Annotated in this window: 23 protein-coding genes and 1 pseudogene; 12 read left to right on the plus strand and 12 right to left on the minus strand. The window is 63.1% G+C overall.

Annotated features, from left to right (window positions below; all coding sequences use genetic code 11):
• Positions 1-8 precede the first annotated feature (8 nt).
• The gene (locus tag I3J27_RS22120; protein WP_270160543.1) at positions 9-422 is read right to left on the minus strand and encodes a hypothetical protein; all 414 of its coding nucleotides are present in this window, start codon (positions 420-422) and stop codon (positions 9-11) included.
• A gap of 100 nt (positions 423-522) precedes the next feature.
• A complete protein-coding gene (locus I3J27_RS22125; RefSeq protein ID WP_270160544.1) occupies positions 523-1,065 on the minus strand; it encodes a hypothetical protein in 543 nt (180 codons plus the stop codon).
• Between the two features lie 151 nt (positions 1,066-1,216).
• Between I3J27_RS22125 and I3J27_RS22130 the strand changes: the two genes are divergently transcribed.
• The 4 genes from I3J27_RS22130 (at position 1,217) to I3J27_RS22145 (ending at position 5,932) form a co-directional block, all read left to right on the plus strand.
• Positions 1,217-2,641 carry an amidohydrolase gene (locus I3J27_RS22130; RefSeq protein WP_270160545.1) on the plus strand — a complete coding sequence of 475 codons (1,425 nt, stop codon included), beginning with the start codon at positions 1,217-1,219 and terminating at the stop codon, positions 2,639-2,641.
• A gap of 184 nt (positions 2,642-2,825) precedes the next feature.
• Positions 2,826-4,151 (plus strand): LLM class flavin-dependent oxidoreductase, encoded by a 1,326-nt coding sequence (locus I3J27_RS22135; RefSeq protein WP_270160546.1) that lies wholly within the window; start codon positions 2,826-2,828, stop codon positions 4,149-4,151.
• 124 nt (positions 4,152-4,275) lie between these two features.
• Positions 4,276-4,443, plus strand: a complete 168-nt coding sequence (gene rpmG / locus I3J27_RS22140) for a 50S ribosomal protein L33 (protein ID WP_007603295.1) — start codon at positions 4,276-4,278, stop codon at positions 4,441-4,443.
• A 250-nt stretch (positions 4,444-4,693) separates the two neighbouring features.
• Positions 4,694-5,932 carry an acyltransferase family protein gene (locus I3J27_RS22145; protein ID WP_270160547.1) on the plus strand — a complete coding sequence of 413 codons (1,239 nt, stop codon included), beginning with the start codon at positions 4,694-4,696 and terminating at the stop codon, positions 5,930-5,932.
• Positions 5,933-6,007: 75 nt separating this feature from the next.
• Here the strand turns inward: I3J27_RS22145 and I3J27_RS22150 are convergent, their stop codons facing one another.
• The 4 genes and pseudogenes from I3J27_RS22150 to I3J27_RS39200 form a co-directional block, all read right to left on the minus strand.
• Positions 6,008-7,288 carry an amidohydrolase family protein gene (locus I3J27_RS22150; protein WP_270160548.1) on the minus strand — a complete coding sequence of 427 codons (1,281 nt, stop codon included), beginning with the start codon at positions 7,286-7,288 and terminating at the stop codon, positions 6,008-6,010.
• A gap of 357 nt (positions 7,289-7,645) precedes the next feature.
• Entirely contained in the window at positions 7,646-8,344 is a 699-nt protein-coding gene (locus tag I3J27_RS22155) for a class I SAM-dependent methyltransferase (protein WP_270160549.1), read from the minus strand.
• Positions 8,345-8,885: 541 nt separating this feature from the next.
• Positions 8,886-9,026, minus strand: a complete 141-nt coding sequence (locus I3J27_RS22160) for a hypothetical protein (RefSeq protein WP_270160550.1) — start codon at positions 9,024-9,026, stop codon at positions 8,886-8,888.
• Positions 9,027-9,452: 426 nt separating this feature from the next.
• Positions 9,453-9,587: pseudogene (locus tag I3J27_RS39200) on the minus strand (MFS transporter); the annotation flags it as partial.
• A gap of 193 nt (positions 9,588-9,780) precedes the next feature.
• Between I3J27_RS39200 and I3J27_RS22170 the strand changes: the two are divergent.
• Positions 9,781-9,963 (plus strand): hypothetical protein, encoded by a 183-nt coding sequence (locus I3J27_RS22170; RefSeq protein WP_270160552.1) that lies wholly within the window; start codon positions 9,781-9,783, stop codon positions 9,961-9,963.
• A 49-nt stretch (positions 9,964-10,012) separates the two neighbouring features.
• On the opposite strand, the gene I3J27_RS22175 is transcribed toward I3J27_RS22170, so the two are convergent.
• On the minus strand, positions 10,013-11,251 hold the full coding sequence (locus I3J27_RS22175) for an MFS transporter (RefSeq protein ID WP_270160553.1): 1,239 nt from the start codon (positions 11,249-11,251) through the stop codon (positions 10,013-10,015).
• 130 nt (positions 11,252-11,381) lie between these two features.
• On the opposite strand from I3J27_RS22175, the gene I3J27_RS22180 reads away from it, so the two are divergent.
• Together I3J27_RS22180 and I3J27_RS22185 are read left to right on the plus strand one after the other, a co-directional pair.
• Positions 11,382-11,990 (plus strand): TetR/AcrR family transcriptional regulator, encoded by a 609-nt coding sequence (locus I3J27_RS22180; RefSeq protein WP_270160554.1) that lies wholly within the window; start codon positions 11,382-11,384, stop codon positions 11,988-11,990.
• A 222-nt stretch (positions 11,991-12,212) separates the two neighbouring features.
• On the plus strand, positions 12,213-13,226 hold the full coding sequence (locus I3J27_RS22185; protein ID WP_270160555.1) for an AraC family transcriptional regulator: 1,014 nt from the start codon (positions 12,213-12,215) through the stop codon (positions 13,224-13,226).
• A gap of 188 nt (positions 13,227-13,414) precedes the next feature.
• Here I3J27_RS22185 and I3J27_RS22190 read toward each other — a convergent pair whose 3' ends face one another.
• Both I3J27_RS22190 and I3J27_RS22195 read right to left on the minus strand, forming a co-directional pair.
• Entirely contained in the window at positions 13,415-14,788 is a 1,374-nt protein-coding gene (locus I3J27_RS22190; protein WP_270160556.1) for a PleD family two-component system response regulator, read from the minus strand.
• Between the two features lie 14 nt (positions 14,789-14,802).
• The gene (locus tag I3J27_RS22195) at positions 14,803-15,168 is read right to left on the minus strand and encodes a response regulator (protein WP_008566616.1); all 366 of its coding nucleotides are present in this window, start codon (positions 15,166-15,168) and stop codon (positions 14,803-14,805) included.
• Positions 15,169-15,424: 256 nt separating this feature from the next.
• Between I3J27_RS22195 and I3J27_RS22200 the strand changes: the two genes are divergently transcribed.
• Genes I3J27_RS22200 through I3J27_RS22210 form a run of 3 tightly spaced genes read left to right on the plus strand, consistent with a single transcriptional unit; the run spans position 15,425 to position 17,444 of the window.
• Entirely contained in the window at positions 15,425-15,736 is a 312-nt protein-coding gene (locus tag I3J27_RS22200) for a DUF3572 domain-containing protein (protein WP_270160557.1), read from the plus strand.
• Positions 15,733-17,037, plus strand: coding sequence for a DNA polymerase IV (locus I3J27_RS22205; protein ID WP_270160558.1), 1,305 nt, complete (start codon positions 15,733-15,735; stop codon positions 17,035-17,037). The genes I3J27_RS22200 and I3J27_RS22205 overlap by 4 nt, the downstream gene beginning before the upstream one ends.
• On the plus strand, positions 17,037-17,444 hold the full coding sequence (locus I3J27_RS22210) for an ACT domain-containing protein (protein ID WP_270160559.1): 408 nt from the start codon (positions 17,037-17,039) through the stop codon (positions 17,442-17,444). Before I3J27_RS22205 ends, I3J27_RS22210 begins: the two co-directional genes overlap by 1 nt.
• On the opposite strand, the gene I3J27_RS22215 is transcribed toward I3J27_RS22210, so the two are convergent.
• From I3J27_RS22215 to I3J27_RS22225, 3 genes are all read right to left on the minus strand, one after another.
• Entirely contained in the window at positions 17,441-17,821 is a 381-nt protein-coding gene (locus tag I3J27_RS22215; RefSeq protein ID WP_370691850.1) for an NUDIX hydrolase, read from the minus strand. The genes I3J27_RS22210 and I3J27_RS22215 overlap by 4 nt on opposite strands.
• A gap of 48 nt (positions 17,822-17,869) precedes the next feature.
• Positions 17,870-18,271 (minus strand): RidA family protein, encoded by a 402-nt coding sequence (locus I3J27_RS22220; protein ID WP_270160561.1) that lies wholly within the window; start codon positions 18,269-18,271, stop codon positions 17,870-17,872.
• Between the two features lie 196 nt (positions 18,272-18,467).
• On the minus strand, positions 18,468-19,313 hold the full coding sequence (locus I3J27_RS22225) for a cell envelope integrity EipB family protein (RefSeq protein WP_270160562.1): 846 nt from the start codon (positions 19,311-19,313) through the stop codon (positions 18,468-18,470).
• A 246-nt stretch (positions 19,314-19,559) separates the two neighbouring features.
• Between I3J27_RS22225 and I3J27_RS22230 the strand changes: the two genes are divergently transcribed.
• Complete coding sequence (locus I3J27_RS22230) at positions 19,560-20,027, plus strand: RidA family protein (protein ID WP_018321130.1); 468 nt, start codon at positions 19,560-19,562, stop codon at positions 20,025-20,027.
• A gap of 5 nt (positions 20,028-20,032) precedes the next feature.
• Positions 20,033-20,779, plus strand: coding sequence for a glycerophosphodiester phosphodiesterase (locus I3J27_RS22235; protein ID WP_270160563.1), 747 nt, complete (start codon positions 20,033-20,035; stop codon positions 20,777-20,779).
• The last annotated feature ends 1 nt before the right edge of the window (position 20,780 follow it).

A 20,780-nucleotide genomic window follows, 5' to 3' on the forward strand; every position in this document is an offset into this window, starting at 1 on the left:
TTGCCTGATCAGTCATTCACGCCGATATCCGTAAAAAGGAACCCCGCCGGCGTCTTGGTAAAGACGAAGATGTGCTGGCCGCAGAAGACGGAGTAATAATCATTGTTCTCTTGATCGCGATCGTAGAAGGCCTTGCCGCGCTGGATACACGCGCGATTTTTCGCCGTGAAAAAAGTCCCATAGGTCTTAGCGCGAAATTGCGCGGCGTCGCGAATTGCGCTGTCGTTCATGAACGGCAATCGTGTCATGCCGGCGACGGCGGCGGAATCGTTTGTCTTCAGCGCCGTGCGAAACTTCTCAATGAAGCCATCGAATTCCTTCTGCAAGGCAGAAGAAGCGACGGCGTTCTTCGGCGTCTGGGCGACGGCTGGAGCAAGGTTCACGAGAGCGGTTGCAAGCATAACTCTCAGCAAAAATCGCACAGGCGGCTCCTTCCATCGAACAATCAAGGTCTTCCGACCGATCCAAATCCATGGCGTACGTCAGGGATTTTCTGGCTCGCCGGGTTTATGGGTAGACGACCTAATCGGCGTCCGGCTCGGTGCCGACATAGTCGCGCGCCGGCAGCTTGAGGACACAGCCGATCTCGCCTGCGAACCTGTCCGCCTCCTCACGCTTCGTAAAACTCATCAGCGTGATCGGCTCGGTGCCCCTGTTGCCGCAGAGATTGACGTCATAGGCCGTCAGCTCCGAATCATTGTCCTCGGTGATGCTGATGAAGTGATAGTCGGCGAGATCGCGGTGCTTGCGGATATTCAGCGGGCCGAACTGCCTGGTGATGACGATCTGGCGAAGCGTCTCGTTGAGCACGACAAAAGTGCGGTAGGTCAGCAGGATCAGGCCGGGGATGCCGACCAGCAGCCCGATCCCGGTGAACACCAGCACCGGCACGAGGTCATCGGCGAGCCGGCCGAAGCCCGAAAAATCCTGGCGCAGGCCGAGCGCGACAATCCACAAGAGATAACCGCTCGCCGCCAGCAGCGGCAACGACAGCAGCCGGCCGACCCAGGGCATGGGCCGGTCGATGCGGACCATGCCGCCATCCACTGTCATTGCGCCTGCCATTAAAAGTCTCCTTACGAGGTCATGGCTTGGTCGGGGCGAGGGGTAGATAGGTTCGAAGAGACGCCCCGGCGCCGTTCGCCCATTTTTACGGCGGAAGGTGCGACCAGATGTGCTAGGTGAAGGAAAGGGCGCTGAAGGATTGGAGGATCGGATGACGCGGTTTGTAAGGCCTCTGCTCGCTTCCGTGGCGTTGTGCGGCCTGCTCTCGCCGACTGCTCATGCGGAGCTCGACGTCGCCAGACTGAAGCAAACGATCGAGACCTCCTTCGAGAGCGAATATCCGAAGCTCGACGCGCTCTACAAGGACATCCACGCCCATCCCGAGATTGCCTTCCAGGAAGAGAAGACCGCGGCGAAACTCGCCGCCGAGATGCGTGCGATTGGCTTTGAGGTCACCGAGCACGTCGGCAAGACCGGCCTTGTTGCCATCTACAGGAACGGCGACGGTCCCACCATCATGGTTCGCACCGAGCTCGATGCGCTGCCGATGGAGGAGAAGACCGGCCTTGTTGCCATCTACAGGAACGGCGACGGTCCCACCATCATGGTTCGCACCGAGCTCGATGCGCTGCCGATGGAGGAGAAGACCGGCCTGCCCTATGCCAGCCGCGACAAGCAGATCTGGCAGGGCCGCGAAACGTTCGTTGCTCATAGCTGCGGCCATGACATCCACATGGCGAGCTGGGTCGGCACGGCGAAGGCCCTGGTCGGCATCAAGGACCAGTGGCACGGGACGTTGATGTTCATCGCGCAGCCCGCCGAGGAAGAGGTCGCGGGCGCAAGGGCGATGATCAACGATGGCCTGTTCACCCGCTTTCCCAAGCCCGATGCGGGATTTGCCCTGCACGACAGCAGTGGGGCCTACGGCTCCGTGACCTATCGGGTCGGGGTCGGATCGTCGAATGTCGACGGTCTCTTCATCAGATTTGTTGGCCGCGGCGGCCATGGCGCGATACCGCAGGCGACCATCGATCCCGTGATGATGGCATCCCGCTTCGTCGTCGACGTGCAGAGCGTGATCAGCCGCGAGAAGGACCCGACCGAATTCGGCCTTGTCACCATCGGCGCGATCCACGCCGGCACCGCCGGCAACATCATTCCCGACGAGGCCAGGGTGATCGGCACGATCCGCAGCTTCAAGCCGCAGGTGCGCGCCAGGATGCTGGCCGGGATCGAGCGGACGGCGAAGGCGGTGGCAGCGATGGCGGATGCGCCGGCGCCCGAAATCCATCTCGACGAGGGGACCAAGGCGGTGGTGAACGATGCCGCTGTCGTCGGCCAGGCCGAGCGGGTGCTGAAAGCGGCCTTCGGCGACAAGTTCAACGTCAGCCCCGCAAACACGACCAGCGAGGACTATTCGGAATATGTCAACGCCGGCGTGCCTTCGATGTTCTTCAACATCGGCGTCTATGAGCCCGACCGCGTCGCCGCCGCACGTAACGGCAGCGGCCCGCCGCTTCCCGGCAACCACTCGCCGCAATTCGCCCCGGTGCCGAAACCGACCATCCAGACCGGTGTCACCGCGATGACGCTCGCCGTGCTGAGCGCCTTCGATCAGAGGGCGCGGGGACAGTAGCCCCTCTCGCGTCAGTGTCTGTGGCTTGATGGCTTCCAGGCTCATCGCCACGCGGCGCGCCGGAATGACGCAATTGTGCTGAGGTGCCGGCAAAAAACAAAAGATTCTTCCCGCCTCCCCCAATGGCGGAGTTCCGACTCGTCCCTATGTCTTCTCGAACGACACCGAGAACGGACAGCGGGCGATGGCACAACGGCAACTCAAGCTTGGCGCATTCATGCGCCCGATCAGCATTCACACCGGCGCCTGGCGCTATCCCGGGGCCTGGCCGGACGCCAATTTCAACTTCAGTCACATCAAGACGCTGATCCGAAAGCTCGAGGCCGGCAAGTTCGACGCCTTCTTCATGGCCGATCACCTCGCCGTCTTGAACATGCCGGTCAATGCGCTCAAGCGCAGCCACACGGTGACGTCGTTCGAGCCGTTCACGCTGCTGTCGGCGCTCTCGGCCGTCACCGAACGGATCGGCCTGATCGCGACCGGTTCGACCACTTTCGACGAGCCCTATCACGTCGCGCGCCGCTTCGCCTCGCTCGACCATCTCAGCGGCGGACGGGCGGGGTGGAACATCGTCACCACCTCGAATCCGGACGCGGCGCTGAACTTCGGCCTCGACGATCACATGGAGCACGCCGAGCGCTACAAGCGCGCCCGCGAGTTCTACGACGTCGTCACGGGCTTGTGGGATTCCTTCGCCGACGACGCCTTCGTGCGCGACGTCGAGAGCGGGCTGTTCTTCGATCCTTCGAAAATGCACACGCTCGACCACAACGGCAAATATCTGAAGGTGCGCGGGCCCCTCAACATCGCCCGCCCGGTGCAGGGCTGGCCGGTAATCGTGCAGGCCGGCGCCTCCGAGGACGGCAGGCAGCTCGCGGCCGAGACCGCCGAGGCCGTGTTCACCGGCGGCGGCAGCCTCGCCGACGCGCAAAAGCTCTACGCCGACATCAAGGGCCGCATGGAGAAGGTCGGCCGCGACCCCGAGCACCTCAAGATCCTTCCCGGTGCTTTCGTCGTGGTTGGCGACAGCGTCGACGAGGCCAAGGAGAAGCGCGCTTTGCTCGACAGCCGCGTGCATTACGACAGCGCCATTGCGTCGCTCTCGGTCATCCTCGGCACCGATGCCTCCGGCTTCGATCCCGACGGGCCCCTGCCCGACATCCCCGAGACCAACGCCAGCAAGAGCGGCCGCCAGCGCATGGTCGATCTCGCCGCGCGCGAAAAACTCAACGTGCGCCAGCTCGCCCAGCGCGTCGGCGGCTATGGCGGGCTGTCCTTCGTCGGGACGGCGAAAACCATCGCCGACCAGATGGAGGAATGGCTGGTCGGACGCGGCTCCGACGGCTTCAACATCATGTTCCCGTTCCTGCCCGCTGGCCTGGACGATTTCGTCGACAAGGTCGTCCCGGAGCTGCAGCGGCGCGGGATTTTCCGCAAAGAGTATGAAGGGGCCACTTTGAGGGAGAATCTCGGCCTGCCGCGGCCGAAAAACCGGTTCTTTGCGGGATAATGGGGCCGATCCGAGCGCTTTTTCGGCCCTGAAACCTTGACATCAGGCGGTTTCTGGCTAGGTTGCCGGCCAACGCGGGCCGTTTGGCCGGCTCCAGATTCCCCAATATTCTGAGGTTCAGAACATGGCCAAAGCGGTCACCATCAAGGTTAAGCTCGTGTCCTCGGCCGACACCGGCTTCTACTACGTCGCCAAGAAGAATTCGCGCACCATGACCGACAAGCTGGTCAAGAAGAAGTACGATCCGGTCGCGCGCAAGCACGTCGAATTCCGCGAAGCCAAGATCAAGTAAGATCGCGGCATACGCTGGAGAGTTTTGCGGGGCCCTTTCGGGCCCCGTTTCATTTTCTGCCCTCTCGTGTCCCGGACGCGCTGCAGTGCCCTTGCGCTGCGTCCGGGGCACGAGAGCTGCGCGCTAAATGACCCCATCCTGTGATCTGCCCATTTGGACGGCGACTGAGCAAGTGTGACCAACATCAAAGAGCCCGGTGAAAGGATTCAATATCTCCAGCGGGATCGTTGCATGAATTTGGTCCATTCCCGTGAAGAGCCATTTGCCGCTGCTGGATCCGCTGCGCTTCGCCGCCGCTCTCGGAGTCGCCATTTTTCACCAGATGTTCTGGTCATGGGCCTGGGCTTCGATTGGCGTCCCGGGTTTCGAGCGCACCGTCGCCGCCGATGTTCTCTTCCCGTCCGCCGCGCCCTTCACATGGTTCGGCTGGGTCGGCGTCGAGATCTTCTTTGTCATCTCCGGTTTCGTCATCGCGAATTCCGCGAGCACGACCTCGCCGGGCGAGTTTCTTCTCGGCCGCGCACTCCGACTTTATCCGGCGGTCTGGGTTTGCGCCACCGCGACCTTCCTCGTTCTGCTGCTCTTCGGGAGTGGACCGGCGTCCGAATTGATCCTGCCCTACATCCACGCCATGCTGATGGTTCCCAAGGGAGTCACAGGTCAGTGGCTCGACGAGGTCTATTGGACGCTGGCCGCCGAGACGGCGTTTTATGGTCTCGTATTCTGCGCGATGCTCACGAAGAAGATCACGCTCCGGCACCTGGCCTTCGGTCTCACCATCTACAGCGCAATGTTCAACGCTATCGCGCTGCTGGTCGCATCCTGCACGACGCCATCCGACCTGCCCTATCTCGTCATTCTGATGTTTCGGGTGCCGTGCGCAGCGTTCCTGTTGAGCCATGGCTGCTTCTTCGCGCTGGGGATCTGGCTGTTCATTTCTGCAAACAGACAATTGACCGCGCTCGAGCAGGCCGCAATTGCCGTCACGTGTCTGTCGGGTGCCGCTGAAATCTATTTCTTCGCCTCTTTCTTTTTGACGTCGATACCCGCCATCGCGGATCAATCAGCCCTTGTGCCGGTCATGGTCTGGGCCGCCGCGGTGCTGCTCATTGCCCGTGCCGCGAACAGGAACAGACGCTCTGCGGGCACCGCCGCTGCCGAAGCTCCGGCTTATTTGCGAACGCTCGGATTGATCACCTATCCGCTCTACCTCACTCACAACGTCGTCGGCTCCGCGATCATTCGTGCCCTGGTCGAGGCGGGCCTCGATGCCACCTCGGCCGTATGGCTCGCGCTTGGCATGCTGGTCCTGGCCTGCTGGTTCATCTGCGCGAAGATCGAGCCCGCCGTCAGGGTCGCGCTGATGCAAGCCCTCGCGCATTTCGGCAAGCTGCCGGCGAGACGGCCGCTGTCGCGCCGCCCTGCGCTGGCGCGGGGGCTGCGCCTTCCGCGGCCGGTCGCTGTCAAGCTGACCGTCGCGGCGTCTTAGCTCTCGAAAGCTTGCCCAAGAAGCGCACGCCCACGACGACTCGCGCGTCGCGCACGTTCACTGCCGGCCGGCTCCCTATCTGACAGCGAACGGCGCCTGATAGGGCCGACCAAAAGGCACGCCGTTGATGACGGTCTGGATCGGCTTGAGATAGGCCTTCCCGTCCCTCTTGTTGTTGCGGGTGTCGACGAAGCTGACCGGCCCCTCCACCAGCTCCATGATGGCGACGTCGCCGGGCGCACCGACTTGCAGCGTGCCGATCTTGGGCGCGCGATCGATGATTTTCGCCGGCGCTGTGGTGGCCATCGCGACCACCTGCTCCAGCGTGAAGCCCAGCGTCATGAACTTGCTCATCACGTTGGGCAGGAACGGAATGCCTGGCGAATTGCCGGAGAAGACGTGGATGTCGGACGAGATCGTGTCCGGCGTGCAGCCGCCGGGGATCGCCACCTCCGCCACGGTGAAATCGAAGCTGCCGCCGCCGTGACCGACGTCGAACATGACGCCACGTTGCTTGGCCGCCAGCGCCGCAGGCAGCAGCTTGCCTTCCTGGACGATATTGGTGAAGACGTTGGACATGTTCGGGGCGCCTGAATAGGCATGCGTCAGCACGTCTCCCGGACGGAGCAAGTCGAGAATCTGCGACATCAGCTCCTTGGATTCGACGCCGCCGATATGCACCATCATTTTGGCCGGCCAGCCGCACATCTCGCAAGCCTGGATGCCGCGCTTCAGCGGCTCGAGTCCATGCTTATAGATCACGTTCTCCGACATCCGCACTTTGACGCCGAGCAGGAAATCGGCGTTCTCGGCAAGCGCCATCGCGCAGGCTTCGGTCTGTGCGACGTCGATATTGTACAGTTCGGCGGCCGGGAACGCCGACAGGCCGTTATTGGCGATATGGACGAAGGCGTACATCCGCGCCCGCGTCTGGGCCACGATGAACCGGCGCAGCGCCGCCAGATTGTTGACCCCGGCATCGCCTGCCGAGACGACGGTGGTCGTGGCCTGGAATTGGACGAGCTCGTCGGCGGGAATACCGATGGCCGAGCCGTAAGGGTAGACGTGACAATGCAGATCGATCAGTCCGGGCATCACGAGCTTGCCTGACGCGTCGATGCTTTTCAGCGCGCGCTCGGGGGGAATCGTCTCTTGCACCGTTTCGATGATGCCCCAGCGGATGCCGATATCGCGTCGGGCGCGCAGCGACTGGCTGGGGTCGAGCACCTCGCCGCCGCGGATCACCAGATCGTATTTATCGTTCGGCCCCATCGCAGCCCGCACCGGCGCGGCGAGGCCGACGGCTGCAGCGGATGTCGAAAGTGCCAGGAAATCGCGGCGTGACAACGCGGACATGATGGTCCCCCCCTGTGCTTTTTTATGAGCGGCTTCGACGAGCAGCTCCGCTTCCGGCGTCAACGCAGGAATTCAGAATGAATCGATTGGAGCTGGAGTCACGTCGCCCTGAGAGACCGATCCTATGTCTGCATGCGCGCGCTGGCGAGGCGGGAAATTTGCCAGAACGCGTGAACCTTCCCGGATAAGCGACGACTAAGCGCCCGCTTCCGCAGGTTCGCCTGGGTCGTTCGCGTCGAAAGCCTGCTACCGTCCGGTAACGGGGGACTAACTGTTCGCTCCCTTCAGGGGATTCGAACCGTTGGTCGGCAATGTGGAAGTCTCCCAAGAGCGTTTTGGGTTCACAATCGCATGCAATCACTTCGCGAGCACCAGAAGCGAATATCCACCCAAAAGCCGGACGGTAAGATCCTGGTGCACAGAGAAGGCTGCCTTTCGAGGCAATTTCAAGCAACGGTCGAGGACCGACAGGTTGGGCAGCTCGATACCGCATGGCGTATAAAAGTAATCGACGATCTCGTAGCCGCTGTCTCGCAGCGTCGCAAGGGCGGTATCTTTCATGAAGTAATGGAGATGTCCGACGCGATTGCGGCCATTCACGATCGGCCACTTCAGAAGAGTCCAAAGTACGGACATGTCGAGAGGAATGTGGAAAACCTTGTAGGTTGCTCTCGGCTTCAACTTTCTTAGGAAGCTGAAATAGTCTTCCACGTGTTCGAATACGTCGATCGCTAGGACGACATCGAAATGTTCGGCGTCTTCGGCCAGAAGATCGGTTAGAGAGAACTGGACGTTGGATGCGCGCTTGGATGCGCATAACGCGAATGCATCGGGTGAAATCTCATAACCCTTGAATCTCGTTGTTGGCGACATCTCGCGCGCCATGGACGTCAATATACCTCCCGCGCCGCATCCAATTTCACAGATTGTCGAAGGTTTGAGCCTGTTTGCCTCGAGCAATCTGACGATCTGCCGCGCCTTCCAAGGGGAGTCCTCTTCGTGCCAGCTAGGGTTATTAGCTAGGTAAGAGCCATCCCTATAGATTACTTCGCTCATGCAGCATGTTTCCGGTCAAATGGTTCGATGAAATTCCGATTGATAGAAAGGCGAAAGGTTGCAGCCACGCCAGCTCATTGGTCAAGTGCAACTAAATAATAGGGTTGACGTCTCGCGATTGCTCCGCTGAAGCCGTTGAACGGCCGTCGCCCAAATCCACCGAGCAAGTTGATGACCGGCCGCGCAACGTCCCCAGCGCCCGGGCTCCCAGGGCACCGAAGAGCGACCTATTGCGTTCCGATAAGACCAACCGGTCCGATTTTGCAGCGCCAACATCGAATAAAGGTAATCCGATAGTCAGCGACGCCAGCCAAGACCGCGCTCCTTCGGAGGCAGTCCGCTGCCTTCAAGGAAGTGCAACGTGGGAGTCTCAAAATCAGCTAAGGGTCCAAAAGCGGACTTGCCCGACACAACATCCGTTCACCAATATTATGACTTCGCTTTAAGTAGCCAACCAAAGACAGTCGTAAGTCGTGATCAACATTGATATCCTTGGTGAATGGCGAATTCGAGAATGCTCGGTATTCTCCGAGTTGTGAGTCTACTTTGCGTATGCATCGTGGGTGCTGCTCTCGTTGTAGCCCCGTTCGAGCTTGCCGCCTATCCCGCGCTGAAAGCCGTAGGATGCAGCTGGACTACCGCACAGCAAAGCTTCACCTGCCCAGATGATCGGGTCGGTCATGTCATTTCGACCGTACTCAACTTGCCAATGCGGTTCTCTGAAGCGAGAGAGTTTGCGTTTGTGATCAATGCGCCGGCTGGTCGAGGATTCGCGGTTTACCTATTTGGCGCGATCTTCGTTCTCGCACTGATTTATCCTTTGCTGGCACTTTTTGCACGGAAAGGCAGTCGGCAGAGCAGCTAACGTCTGCTTCGGGCCAAATTCAGACACGCACTCTCATTCAGAGCCCGAACTGTACGAGGTGGCCAGGGAGGTGAAATGGCTCCATTTCTGAATTTGATAGCCTTCTTTGCGACCAGCCCCCTCGATTGTGATCTGAGCAGTTCAAACGGCAGTCAGCTTGAGGTCGCACGCTGTCGTTCACAACGAAGCAGCGCGTCGTTCGCCACGAACTCCCAAGCGGACGTTCATGAGCCGCCTCTCCTCTTACGCCGCCTTCAACACCGGCGCTGGCGGCTGCGACGGCCTGATCAGCGCGAACGCCACTTGCACGATGCCGCCAGCCAAGCCCAACGCCACGCCGATGCGCCAGGCCGTCCTGCAGGAACCAGACGCGTCGTAACCCGCACGTCGATCTCGTCAGAACTGATTAACCAACAAACCTTTACGGCGGTATCGATCTTTGAGCTTCGATTATAGGTTGTACAACGGCAGATAAAGAGCCGGCGATCATTGGCGCAAGTGTTCGACAATCTCACGCAGGAGATCCGGCCCGGCAACGATCTGCACGAAAACGACAGACTTTGAGGCGCGCATGATCTCGCACTGGATAGCCGTGATTGCGTTGTTCCTGATCGTCGCCGGCGGAATGGCGCTGGCATGGCCGCGTCGGAAAAAGGCGTCCGGCCTTGGGGCAGATATTGATGGCCCAGGCCCTTCGATAGATGCCGGAAGCGACCATCATTCCGGCGGCGATGGACTTTCGGCAGGTGACTAGCTCAGCGCGGGCGCGAACTGTCCAAGCGGACGTTCTTTCCCTCCCCGCCCTACGCCGCCTTCAGCACCGGCGCCGGCGGCTGCGACGGCCTGATCAGCGCGAACGCCACTTGCACGATGCCGCCGGCAAGTCCGAGCGCCACGCCGATGCGCCAGGCCATGGTGTAGGAGCCGAGCGCGTCATAGAGCACCCCGCCTCCATAGGCGCCGAGGAAGCTGCCGATCTGGTGGCTCATGAAGGCGAGGCCCTGGATCATCGCCTGCCAGCGCAGGCCGAACATCTCGGCGACCGCGCCCGCGACCAGCGGGCCGACGCCCATCCAGAGGAAGCCCATGATGGCGCCGAACAGCAGCGTCGAGAACGGCGTCGCCGGCAGCATGAAGTACCAGGCGAGTGCGAGCGAGCGCAGGATGTAGATGGCGCCCAGCAGCGCCAGCTTGTTCCAGCGCTGGCCGGCCCAGCCGAAGAACAGCGAGCCCAGCACGTTGAAGCCGCCGATCATGCCGAGCGTCTGCGCGCTCAGCATCGGATCGAGGCCGCAGATCGCAAGATAGGACGGCAGATGCGTGGTCAGGAACACGAGCTGCATGCCGCAGACGAGATAGGCGCAGGTCATCACCACGAAGGACGCGTTGCCGAACGCGGTCCTCGCCGCGATCGCGGCGGTGGCATCGCCGATGTCGTCGGCGGCGGGCTTGGGCAGCGGGATTCTGTCGACGCGGCCCGCATACCAGGCCGCGGGGATCATCAGCACCGACATGATGACGAAGCCGGCCAAGCCGACGCGCCAGCCAAAACCCTCGTTGAGCATCTGCCCGATCGGCGCCGACAGCAGCGCGCCGAGCGAGCCTGCGCCGGAGACGATGCCGAGCACGGTGGAGCGCACGGTTTCGGGCACCGCGCGCGCCGCCACCGACATCGCGATCGCCGCCGCCGTGCAGGCCAGCGAGGTCCCGATCAGCACGCCGGCGCCGATCATGATGCTGACGAGCCCGTTCGCCGTCGCCATCAGCACAAGGCCCGCGATGTACATCAGCGAGCCCACGATCATGATGGGCCGGAAGCCGTAGCGCACCGTCATCGCGCCCGCGAGCGGCTGGAGAAAGCCCCAGGCGAGGTTCTGCACGGCAAGGGCCAGCGTGAAATCCGAGATCGAGATGTGGATGTCGTGGGTCAGCGGCTGCATGAAGATGCCGAGGCTCTGCCGCAGCCCCATGCTCAGCGTCAGCATGATCGAGGCGCCGATCAGGATGGGCAATGTCGGACGCAGGACCTGCAACAGGGGCATTTTTTGTCTCCCTCGGGGGCGCGGCGCAACAGCCGTCGTCTGCGATTGCCATTGATTTTAGTTACACAGACCTGTGTACTTAGGCTATGAATGGGCGGTGCTGTCAAGCGAACAGGATGCACGCTACCGCATGGCTCCCCCGCCCGCCCCACAGACGATGAAAGAGCGGATCCTTCAGACCGCCGACAAGCTGTTCTATCTGCAAGGCATTCGCGCCATCGGCGTCGACACCATCGCGGCCGAGATCGGCATCTCCAAGCGCACGCTCTACAACCACTTCCCGTCCAAGGACGCGCTGATCGCGGCCTATCTGGAGCGCCGCTTCGTCCATGCACGCCCCTCCGACAGGCCGCCGGCCGAGCAGATTCTCGCCACCTTCGATTCGCTCGAGCGGCGGTTTGCGGCAAAAGATTTTCGCGGCTGCCCGTTCGTGAATGCGGTCGCCGAGCTTGGCCCGACTGACCGTGCCGTGAAGAAGATCGCAATCGCCTTCAAGGAAAGCCGCCGCATCTGGTTTCGCGACCGGCTGAGCGAACTCGGCGTTGCGGAGGCGGATGCGCTCGCGACGCAGCTCGTGCTGCTGGTCGACGGCTCCATCGCCCAGGATCTCGTCCGCGACGATCCCGCGATGGCGCGGGCCGCGAAGGAGGCTGCGATCGTGCTGCTGCGGAATGCGGGGGTGGATGTGGGGGATGGCGCGCCGAAGCCGGTGAAGGGCCGCAAACGCGCGCCGCAATAACCGGGGCCGCCGTACCACGTTGTTCGCGGGCGCTGTCGAATTTCGCTACGGCGCAGCCTTTGCGGAGGTCTCTGCGCTGTGACTGCGGAGCAACAGATCGGCCAGACGTTTCGCTCCAGCGCATCAAAATTTGGCTACGACGCATTCGGCAGCCCGCGCCTGGAATTTCTTGTCCTCAAACCGCAGTTCCCGCGTTAAACAGACAAGGTCATTTCGTTGTGCATGCGGCCCCGCAATCGAGAGGGCCGAACGAGCGAGGTCAGGATGAACCGAATTAGTTTCACCTCGGACCAGCTTCCTGCGCACCTCGGCGACGCGGCGCGGTTCGCGCACTGGCATGAGCAATTCGAGGCGCTCACTTGCTGCGTCGACTATTCGCGCTTCGAGGACTGCGCCTTTCGCGCTCGATTTCAATTTGCGCAATTTTCCGATCTGCGCGTTGCGTTGTTCGACGGAACGCTGAAACGGTTTTCCCGCTCCGCAAGCGCCATTGCACGCGGCCCTGATGATGATTTTTGTCTGTTGCTCAATCGCGGGACGGCCCCGCTACAACTGTCACAGTTTGGCCGGGAGGCGACGGCCGGAGCCGGTGGCGCGTTCGTCGGGACCAACGGCGCGGCCGCCGAGATGATGGTCGCGGCACCAGGCGAATGGGCGACGGTGACGATCGCCCGCGACCGTCTGCTGCAGCTCGTTCCCCGTGCCGACGACCTGATGGCAAGGCCGCTCGATCCCGGCCAACCGGCACTGCGTCATCTCAAGCGCTATTTGGAGAGCGTGCTCGATCCAGACGAGATCGGGACCGATCCGGATCTGGACCGGCACATCGGCACCACCGTGCTGGATATTGTCGCGCTGGCGTTGGGCGCCGGCCGCGATGCCGCCGAAATTGCCACCCTGCGGGGCCTGCGCGCGGCGCGGCTGCACGAGATTCTTGCCGAGATCCGCGCGAGTTTCACGAATCCGGCATTCTCGCCGCGTTGCCTTGCGCAAAAGATCGGACTGTCGCCCCGCTACATTCAGGCTCTCCTGCATGAGACCGGAACGAGCTTCACCGAGCGCGTGCTGGAATTGCGGCTCCAAAAGGCAAGAACGGCGCTCATGTCGCGCCACCACGGCCGGCTCAAGGTGAGCGAGATCGCCTACGCCTGCGGTTTCAACGACATCTCATATTTCAACCAGGCCTTTCGGCGCCGCTTTGGCGCCTCACCAAGCCAGTTCCGCGGATCAGCATGATGTCGTGGCGGCGGCTCGGCGCGGCGTCCGGTGATGCAAATTGTGGGATGATCGCAAGATCCGCCTGTTTTGCCCGACGAGTCAAACGCCTGTCCGCGCAAGCCGTTTTGCCACCCGCGTAAGCCATTGATTTAGCTGGCGTCGGCTACTGTGCATGGGGTTGTTTTCGCAGTTTTGTGCGAACGGCCTCACGCCGCCTGCGACACCACGCGATTGCGGCCGTCGTGCTTGGCACGATACAGCGCCGTGTCGGCGCGCTTGAGCACGTCGGCGACCGCCTCGCCCTTCTGCTCGAGCGTGGTCAGGCCGATCGAGATCGTGACCTCGATGCGCTTGCTTCCCTTGTGAACGGCAAACGGCTCGCCCGCGATCGAGCGGCGCAGGCGCTCGGCGACCATGCCGGCGACGTGCAGATCGGTCTCCGGCATCACGATGACGAACTCCTCGCCGCCGTAGCGGCAGGCAAGGTCGATGCCGCGGATCGACTTGCGCACGCGCACGGCGAACTCGCGCAAGACGTCGTCGCCGGCGTCGTGGCCGTAATTGTCGTTGATCGACTTGAAGTAGTCGATGTCCAAAATCATCAGCGCGAGCGGCTTGCCGCGGGTCGAGGCCTGCTCGGCCAGCGTCGCCAGATGACTCTCCATGTAGCGGCGATTGTGCAGGCCGGTGAGCGCATCGGTGATCGCCATCTCGATCGAGTTCTGCACGTTGTCGCGCAGATGATCGGTGTAGCGGCGGCGGCGGATCTGGGTGCGGGCGCGTGCCAGCAGCTCGGTCTTGTCGATGGGGCGCAGCAGATAGTCGTTGACGCCGATCTCGAGCCCACGAAGAAGCCGGGTCGAATTCTCGGGGTCCGCGATCGCCAGGATCGGCACATGGCGCGTGCGCTCCAGCGAGCGCGCCTGGCTGCAGAGCCGCAGGCCGTCGAAATTGTTGAGGTCGAGCGAGACGATCAGCAAATCGTAATTGCCCTCGGCAGCGTGGAACAGCGCTTCCGTCGGGTTCGGCTCGACGTCGATGGTGTGCTCGGCGGCGAGGATCGTCGCGAGCCGCTCATAGGAGGACTGGCGGTCGTCGACCAGCAGGATGCGGCCGCCCTTGCCGGTGTCGGCGACAGCGCTGCGCTCGGGCGCCTGCATGCCGATCTCGAGCGAGGTGATGGCGCGCATGCGCAGCTCATCGGTCATCATCTTCAGCCGCGTCAGCGAGCGCACCCGCGCGATCAGCACGACGTCGGAGACGGGCTTTGTGAGGAAATCGTCGGCGCCGGCTTCCAGCCCGCGGTTGCGGTCGGAGGGGCTGTCGAGCGCGGTGACCATCACGACGGGAATGTGGTGCGTGGCCGGGTCGGTCTTGAGGCGGCGGCAGACCTCGAAGCCGTCCATGTCGGGCATCATCACGTCGAGCAGGATGATGTCGCATTCGGCGCGGGCGCAGATCGCCAGCGCCTCGGTGCCGTTCGAGGCGGTCATCACGTCGAAATATTCGGCGGACAGGCGGGCTTCGAGCAGCTTGACGTTGGCAGGAACGTCATCGACGACCAGGATACGCGCGGACACTGTGAACTCACTTCCTATCCGATAAAACGCCGGACCGTCTCGATGAATTTGCCGACCGAGATCGGCTTGGACAAATAGGCTTCGCAGCCGCCCTCGCGGATGCGCTCTTCGTCGCCCTTCATCGCGAACGCCGTGACTGCGACGACGGGAATGGCGCGCAGCTCCGGATCGTCCTTGATCCAGCGCGTCACCTCGAGGCCGGAGACCTGCGGCAATTGGATATCCATCAGCACGAGGTCGGGCCGCATCTTGCGAACGAGGTCGAGCGCCTCATATCCGTTGCTGGTGCCCGAGGTCTGGTAGCCGTGCGCCTCCAACAGGTCGCGGAAGAGCTTCATGTTGAGCTCGTTGTCTTCCACGATCAGGACGGTCTTAGCCATCCCGCCCTCCTGATGGTCCGATGGACCGATGCATGTGACGCCTCAGGCGCCGCTCGGCGGCGCTTCGAAAACTGGATTCAAACTAGCCTCAGATTCGCTTGAGTTTCGTTAAACCCGAGGGCCGACTTTCTGCGATGTGGTTTCCAGTTGCTTGTCCAGGGTCGCAAATCTCTGGGTCACAAGACTCAAGCCGAAGACTCGGGCATGATGACTCCAAAGTAGACACCGAAAGTTAACGGAAAGGCAAACCGGCCGCGTGAAAAAGCCTGTTCACAACCCCCGCGAAGTCGCTGAAATCGTTGCGATTCAGGCACTGTCCTTCGTCGCGAGCGAGCCGGAGCGGCTGGGCCTGTTCCTGGCCGAGACAGGCGTCGGCCCCGAGACCCTGCGCAACGCCGCCTCGGACCCGAATTTCCTCCTCAGCGTGCTCGATTTCGTGATGCGCGATGACGCGACCGTGAAGGCCTTTGCCGCGACCGCCGAGCTGCACCCGACCAACGTTGCTGCGGCGCGGCAGGTCCTGGGCGACGCGCTCGGCGACCCCAATTGGGAGCGCGACGTGCCGTGACCACCCCCGACCCGGCCGGGCCCCGCTGCTTCTGCCGGGATTGTTCGGCCGACCTGGATGTTGACGTGCAGAAGCCGGGCGTGCGGCGCTGTTCCGCGTGCGGTTCCCCCCGCCTCATCCGCCACCGCGCGCTTGCGGGCCTGACCATCGCCCATATCGACTGCGACGCCTTCTATGCGACGGTCGAGAAGCGCGACAATCCTGACATCGCCGACAAGCCGGTCATCATCGGCGGGGGCAAGCGCGGCGTCGTGTCGGCCGCCTGCTACATCGCGCGCACCTATGGCGTCCGCTCGGCGATGCCGATGTTCAAGGCGCTGGAAGCCTGCCCGCATGCGATGGTGATTCCGCCCGACATGGCGAAGTACGTCCGGGTCGGCCGCGAGGTACGGCAAGCCATGCAGGCGCTGACGCCGCTGGTCGAGCCGCTCTCGATCGACGAGGCCTTCCTCGATCTCTCCGGCACCGAGCGCGTCCACGGCATGATCCCGGCCAAGGTACTGGCGCGCTTTGCCCGCGAGGTCGAGCGCGACATCGGCATCTCCGTCTCGGTCGGCCTGTCCTGCAACAAGTTCCTGGCCAAGATCGCCTCCGACCTCGACAAGCCGCGCGGCTTTGCCGCGCTCGACCAGGAGGAAGCACGCACGATGCTGGCCGAGAAGCCGGTCGGCTTCATTTTCGGCGTCGGGCCGGCCACACAGGAGCGCCTCGTGCAGCGCGGCTTCCGCATCATCGCCGACCTGCAAAAGGCCGACGAGATCGAGATGATGCGGCAGTTTCCGAGCGACGGCCGCAGGCTGTGGCGGCTCGCCCGCGGCATCGACGATCGCCGCGTCGAGCCTGATCGGGGCGCCAAGACGATTTCCAGCGAAACCACCTTCGAGACCGACATCCGCGATTTCGCGACGCTGGAGAAGATACTCTGGCGGCTGTGCGAGAAGACGTCGTCGCGCCTCAAGAGCAGCGAGCTCGCCGGCTGCACCGTCACACTGAAGCTGAAGACCGCCGATTTCCGCCAGCGCACCCGCTCGCAATCGATCGCCGCCCCGACGCAGCTCGCCGCAAAAATCTTCTCGATCTGCCGCGAGATGCTGGCGAAAGAGATCGACGGCACCGCCTTCCGCCTGATGGGCGCCGGCGTCAGCGCGCTGCGTGAAGGCTCGCCCGCCGACGACACCGACATGCTCGACCGCCGCGCGGCGCATGCCGAACGCGCGGTGGACAGCCTGCGCAAGAAGTTCGGCAATGCCGCGGTGATCCGCGGCATTGCGTATGAGGGACCGGAGAAGGCGCAGGAGTGATGGCCGCCGAACGCGACCTCGACGCGTTGCTGAGAGACATGAAGCCGGAGCTGCAGGCCGGCATCTTCGTGTTTTGCACGATGCCGCCAAACGCCCCCATTCCCGCAGCACTCAATCCGCTGCTTGCGTTTCGCGAGCAGGAAGGCACGACGCTGGTGATGCTGCGCGAAGAAGCCGAAGCGGCGGGACTGCGCTACGCATTCCCCTCGCGCCTGATCACCCTGACGGCTCACTCCGCACTCGATGCGGTGGGTTTTCTTGCGGCCGTCACCACGCATCTGGCTGAATGCGGCATCAGCGTGAACGCCGTTTCAGCCTTCCACCACGACCATCTCTTCGTACCCTCCGACCGGGTCGAAGATGCGATGGCCGCTCTCCAGGATATGGCAGAGACCAGCTTGGACTAATCCGTCGCTCCCGCAGCGCGCGAGCACATTGGAAGCAGCTTGTCGCGCGTCAGGGGTGCGAGCTTCACGGATCCAGGGGCATTCGGGTCCAGCCAGAGAATTTCTTCGATCTCCGCGCCGGGACGGACAGAACGCGCGACGGCGACACGAAAGATGTCCGCATCGACCAGCCGGCCCGGCTCGTGCGCAGCAGGCGCGGTGTATCGTCCGACATAGCTCATCTCGTCCGGATCGACCTCGATCCCAAGCTCTTCGGACAATTCCCGCCTCAGCGCGGCCTGCGGATGCTCGCCGGGCTCGATCTTGCCGCCCGGCTGCATAAAGCTCTCGGTGGCCCGTTTCCTGACGAGCAGAACGCGTCCATCGCTCCTGCTCATCAGCGCTGCCGCAATCCGAATTGAATCCTGCGACGTCATTCCCACCCCTCAATCCGCAACCGCGATCGCCTCAATCTCGATCAGCCACTCCGGCGCGGCGAGCGCGGAAACGCCGACGAGCGTCGAGGCCGGCGGCTCCATGCCTTCGAAGAAGGCCGAGCGGGCCTTGCCGATGATCGGGCGCAGCTCCGGCTTGTAGCCGACCACGAAGGTCGTGATCTTCACGATGTTGGCGTAGGTGGCGCCGGCCGCCTTCAGCGCATGGCCGAGATTCTGCATCACCTGCGTCGTCTGCGCGGCGAGATCACCCTCGCCGACGATCCGCCCCTCCTCGTCGGTCGAGACCTGCCCCGAGATGTAGATGGTGCGCGCGCCCGTGGCGGTGACGACATGCGAATAAGCGGGATTGTGATGCAGGCCGCTGGGGCGGAGATGGTCGAGCTTGGTCATGGGCTGGCTCCCGGAGTTTGTGATTGGGGGCAGCGTAGCGGGAGAGCGCGCTAAGAGCTAGATGCGACGAGCACCCCTCATGCTCCGTCATCTTGAGGTGCTCGCGCAGCGAGCCTCGAAGGATGCGCGGCCGAGGTGCTGCGGCCGGGCCGTCGCCCTACGGCGACTCAGGGTGACGGTGAGAGATTAGTCGCCCTCAATTACAGGGCTTGCTGTCCTTGACGTCGAATTTGCCCATCGCGCCCGAGATCACAAAATCGTTGTAATCGAGCACGAGCTGGCGCGAGACGCCGTTCTCGTAGAGCTCGAAGGCCATCGCGTAGACCGGCGTCTGCTCGCCTTCCTTCTGCTGGGCGTCGCGGTCGAAATAGCTGACGGTGACGGGCCAGCGCTTGAGCGATTTCATGTGCTCGTCAGAGGTCGTCGGGTCGGACGCGGTGGTGCGCTCGGCGGAGACCGGCTGGCCGATCACGGTCAGCGTGTTGTAGACCTTCTGGCCGTCGTCGGAGCCGTCATAGACCGAGAGCTCCAGCAACGACTTGCCGTCCCTGGCGGCCGCGATGATGCGCTGGATCTGCTCGGTCGGAAACACGATCTTGCCGTCGAGCGTAAAACTCTTCGGCGCCGGCAGCTTCAGCTTGACGTTGATGTGGTCGCCGTCGCGTTCGGCCGAACCATCGACCCGGCCGGCGTCGGCCTCGTTCATCCGCGTCTCGATCTTGAAGCGGTAGCTTTTGCCCGCAGCATCTTCCCAGGAATTGGAGCGGAGGTCGCTCAGCGTGACCTTGCCCTCGCCGCTGTCGAGCTCCGAGACCTGGCGGAATTCGGAGGTGTAACCCTCGCACGAGCTTCCGGTGAAATTGTAGAGGATGCGGCCCCGCGCGTTGTTGACCGAGTTGGAGCGCGATTTGACGAGGCTCAGATCATAGAGCGCCTGATGCGCGAGGAACGGGCCGCTGGCGGCCTCTGCCCTTGCGCCCGGACCGAAAGCAGCCGCTGCGAGCGCCATCACACCGAGCGAAGTCCGGAAAAGGTGCACCATGTCTCATCCTTGGGAGCGCACTTTGGAAGCGCAGATTCGACAGTTTAGTGACCGTTCCATTGCGTCGCAACTGAGGCCGTTTCACGTAAATTTGCGGCCTCCGCGTTGAACCTGCTGCTCTGCCACAAGAAAATGCAGCCCTCGCCGGTTGCTTGCATGTGGCGGCACGATGGGCGAAACAGGGCCCGCCCGGGTCCCCAACGGAAACACCCCGGGCGGATGATTTTTTGGACAACGAGGTCGAACATGGCGGGCACGGTCGAGCAGAAACTGGCGGAACAGGGCATCAAGCTGCACGAGGCCCCCACTCCGGTGGCCAATTACGTGCCGTTCGTGCGCACCGGTAATCTGCTGTTCGTCTCCGGCCAGGTCTGCTTCGACCCCGCGGGCAAGCTGATCGCCAAGGGCAAGCTCGGCGCCGGCGTCTCGATCGAGGACGGCGCGGCCGCCGCGCGTGGCTGCGCCGTGAACCTGCTGGCCCAGGTCAAGGCGGCGCTCGGCGACCTCGACAAGGTCGTGCGCGTGGTGCGCCTCGGCGGCTTCATCAACTCGGCGCCCGACTTCCTGGACGGGCCGAAGGTGCTCAACGGCGCCTCCGATCTGATGGTTGCCGCCTTCGGCGACAAGGGCCGCCATGCCCGCACCACGGTCGGCGTCGCCTCGCTGCCCGCAGATGCCGCGGTCGAGGTCGACGGCGTGTTCGAGGTCGCCTGACGCGCATGCGCGCTCCAGATTGGCTGACAGCCCGGCCGGTCGCCCATCGCGGCCTGCATGACATTTCCCGTGGTATCGTCGAGAACATGCCGGGCGCGGTGCAGGCTGCGATCGCAGGCAATTTCGCAATCGAGGTCGACATCCAGCTCTCCGCCGACGGCGAGGCGATGGTGCATCACGACCACGCGCTCGGCCGCCTCACCGAGGCCACCGGCGAGGTGGTCTCGAAGACCGCAGCCGAGCTGAAAGCGGTCACGTTCAAGGACACGGCCGAGCGGATGATGTCGCTGTCCGACCTCTGCACCATGGTCGCCGGCCGCGTCCCGCTGGTGATCGAAGTGAAGAGCCATTTTGGCGACGACCGCAAGCTGGTGAAGCGGATGGCCGAGGTGCTGGCGTCCTATGACGGCCCCGCCGTCGGCATGTCCTTCGATCCCGACCAGGTGCTGGCGCTACGCGAGCTGCTGCCAAACCGCCCGCGCGGCATCGTCGCGCAGCGGACCTATGAGGACGAATACTGGGCCAAGCTCACCCAGGAGCAGCGCGACAGCATGCTGTATCTGCGCCACGGCTTTCAGACCCAGCCGCACTTCGTCGCCTTCAAGGTCGACCACCTCCCGGCCCCCGCCCCCTGGATCGCCCGCAACGTCTTCGGCTGCGCCCTGCTCGGCTGGACGGTGCGCACGCCCGAGCAGCGAACGCGGGTCGGGCAATATGCTGACCAGATGATTTTCGAGGGGTTCGTGCCGTAGG

Source organism: Bradyrhizobium xenonodulans, from assembly GCF_027594865.1.
In the GTDB taxonomy this organism is placed as follows: domain Bacteria; phylum Pseudomonadota; class Alphaproteobacteria; order Rhizobiales; family Xanthobacteraceae; genus Bradyrhizobium; species Bradyrhizobium xenonodulans.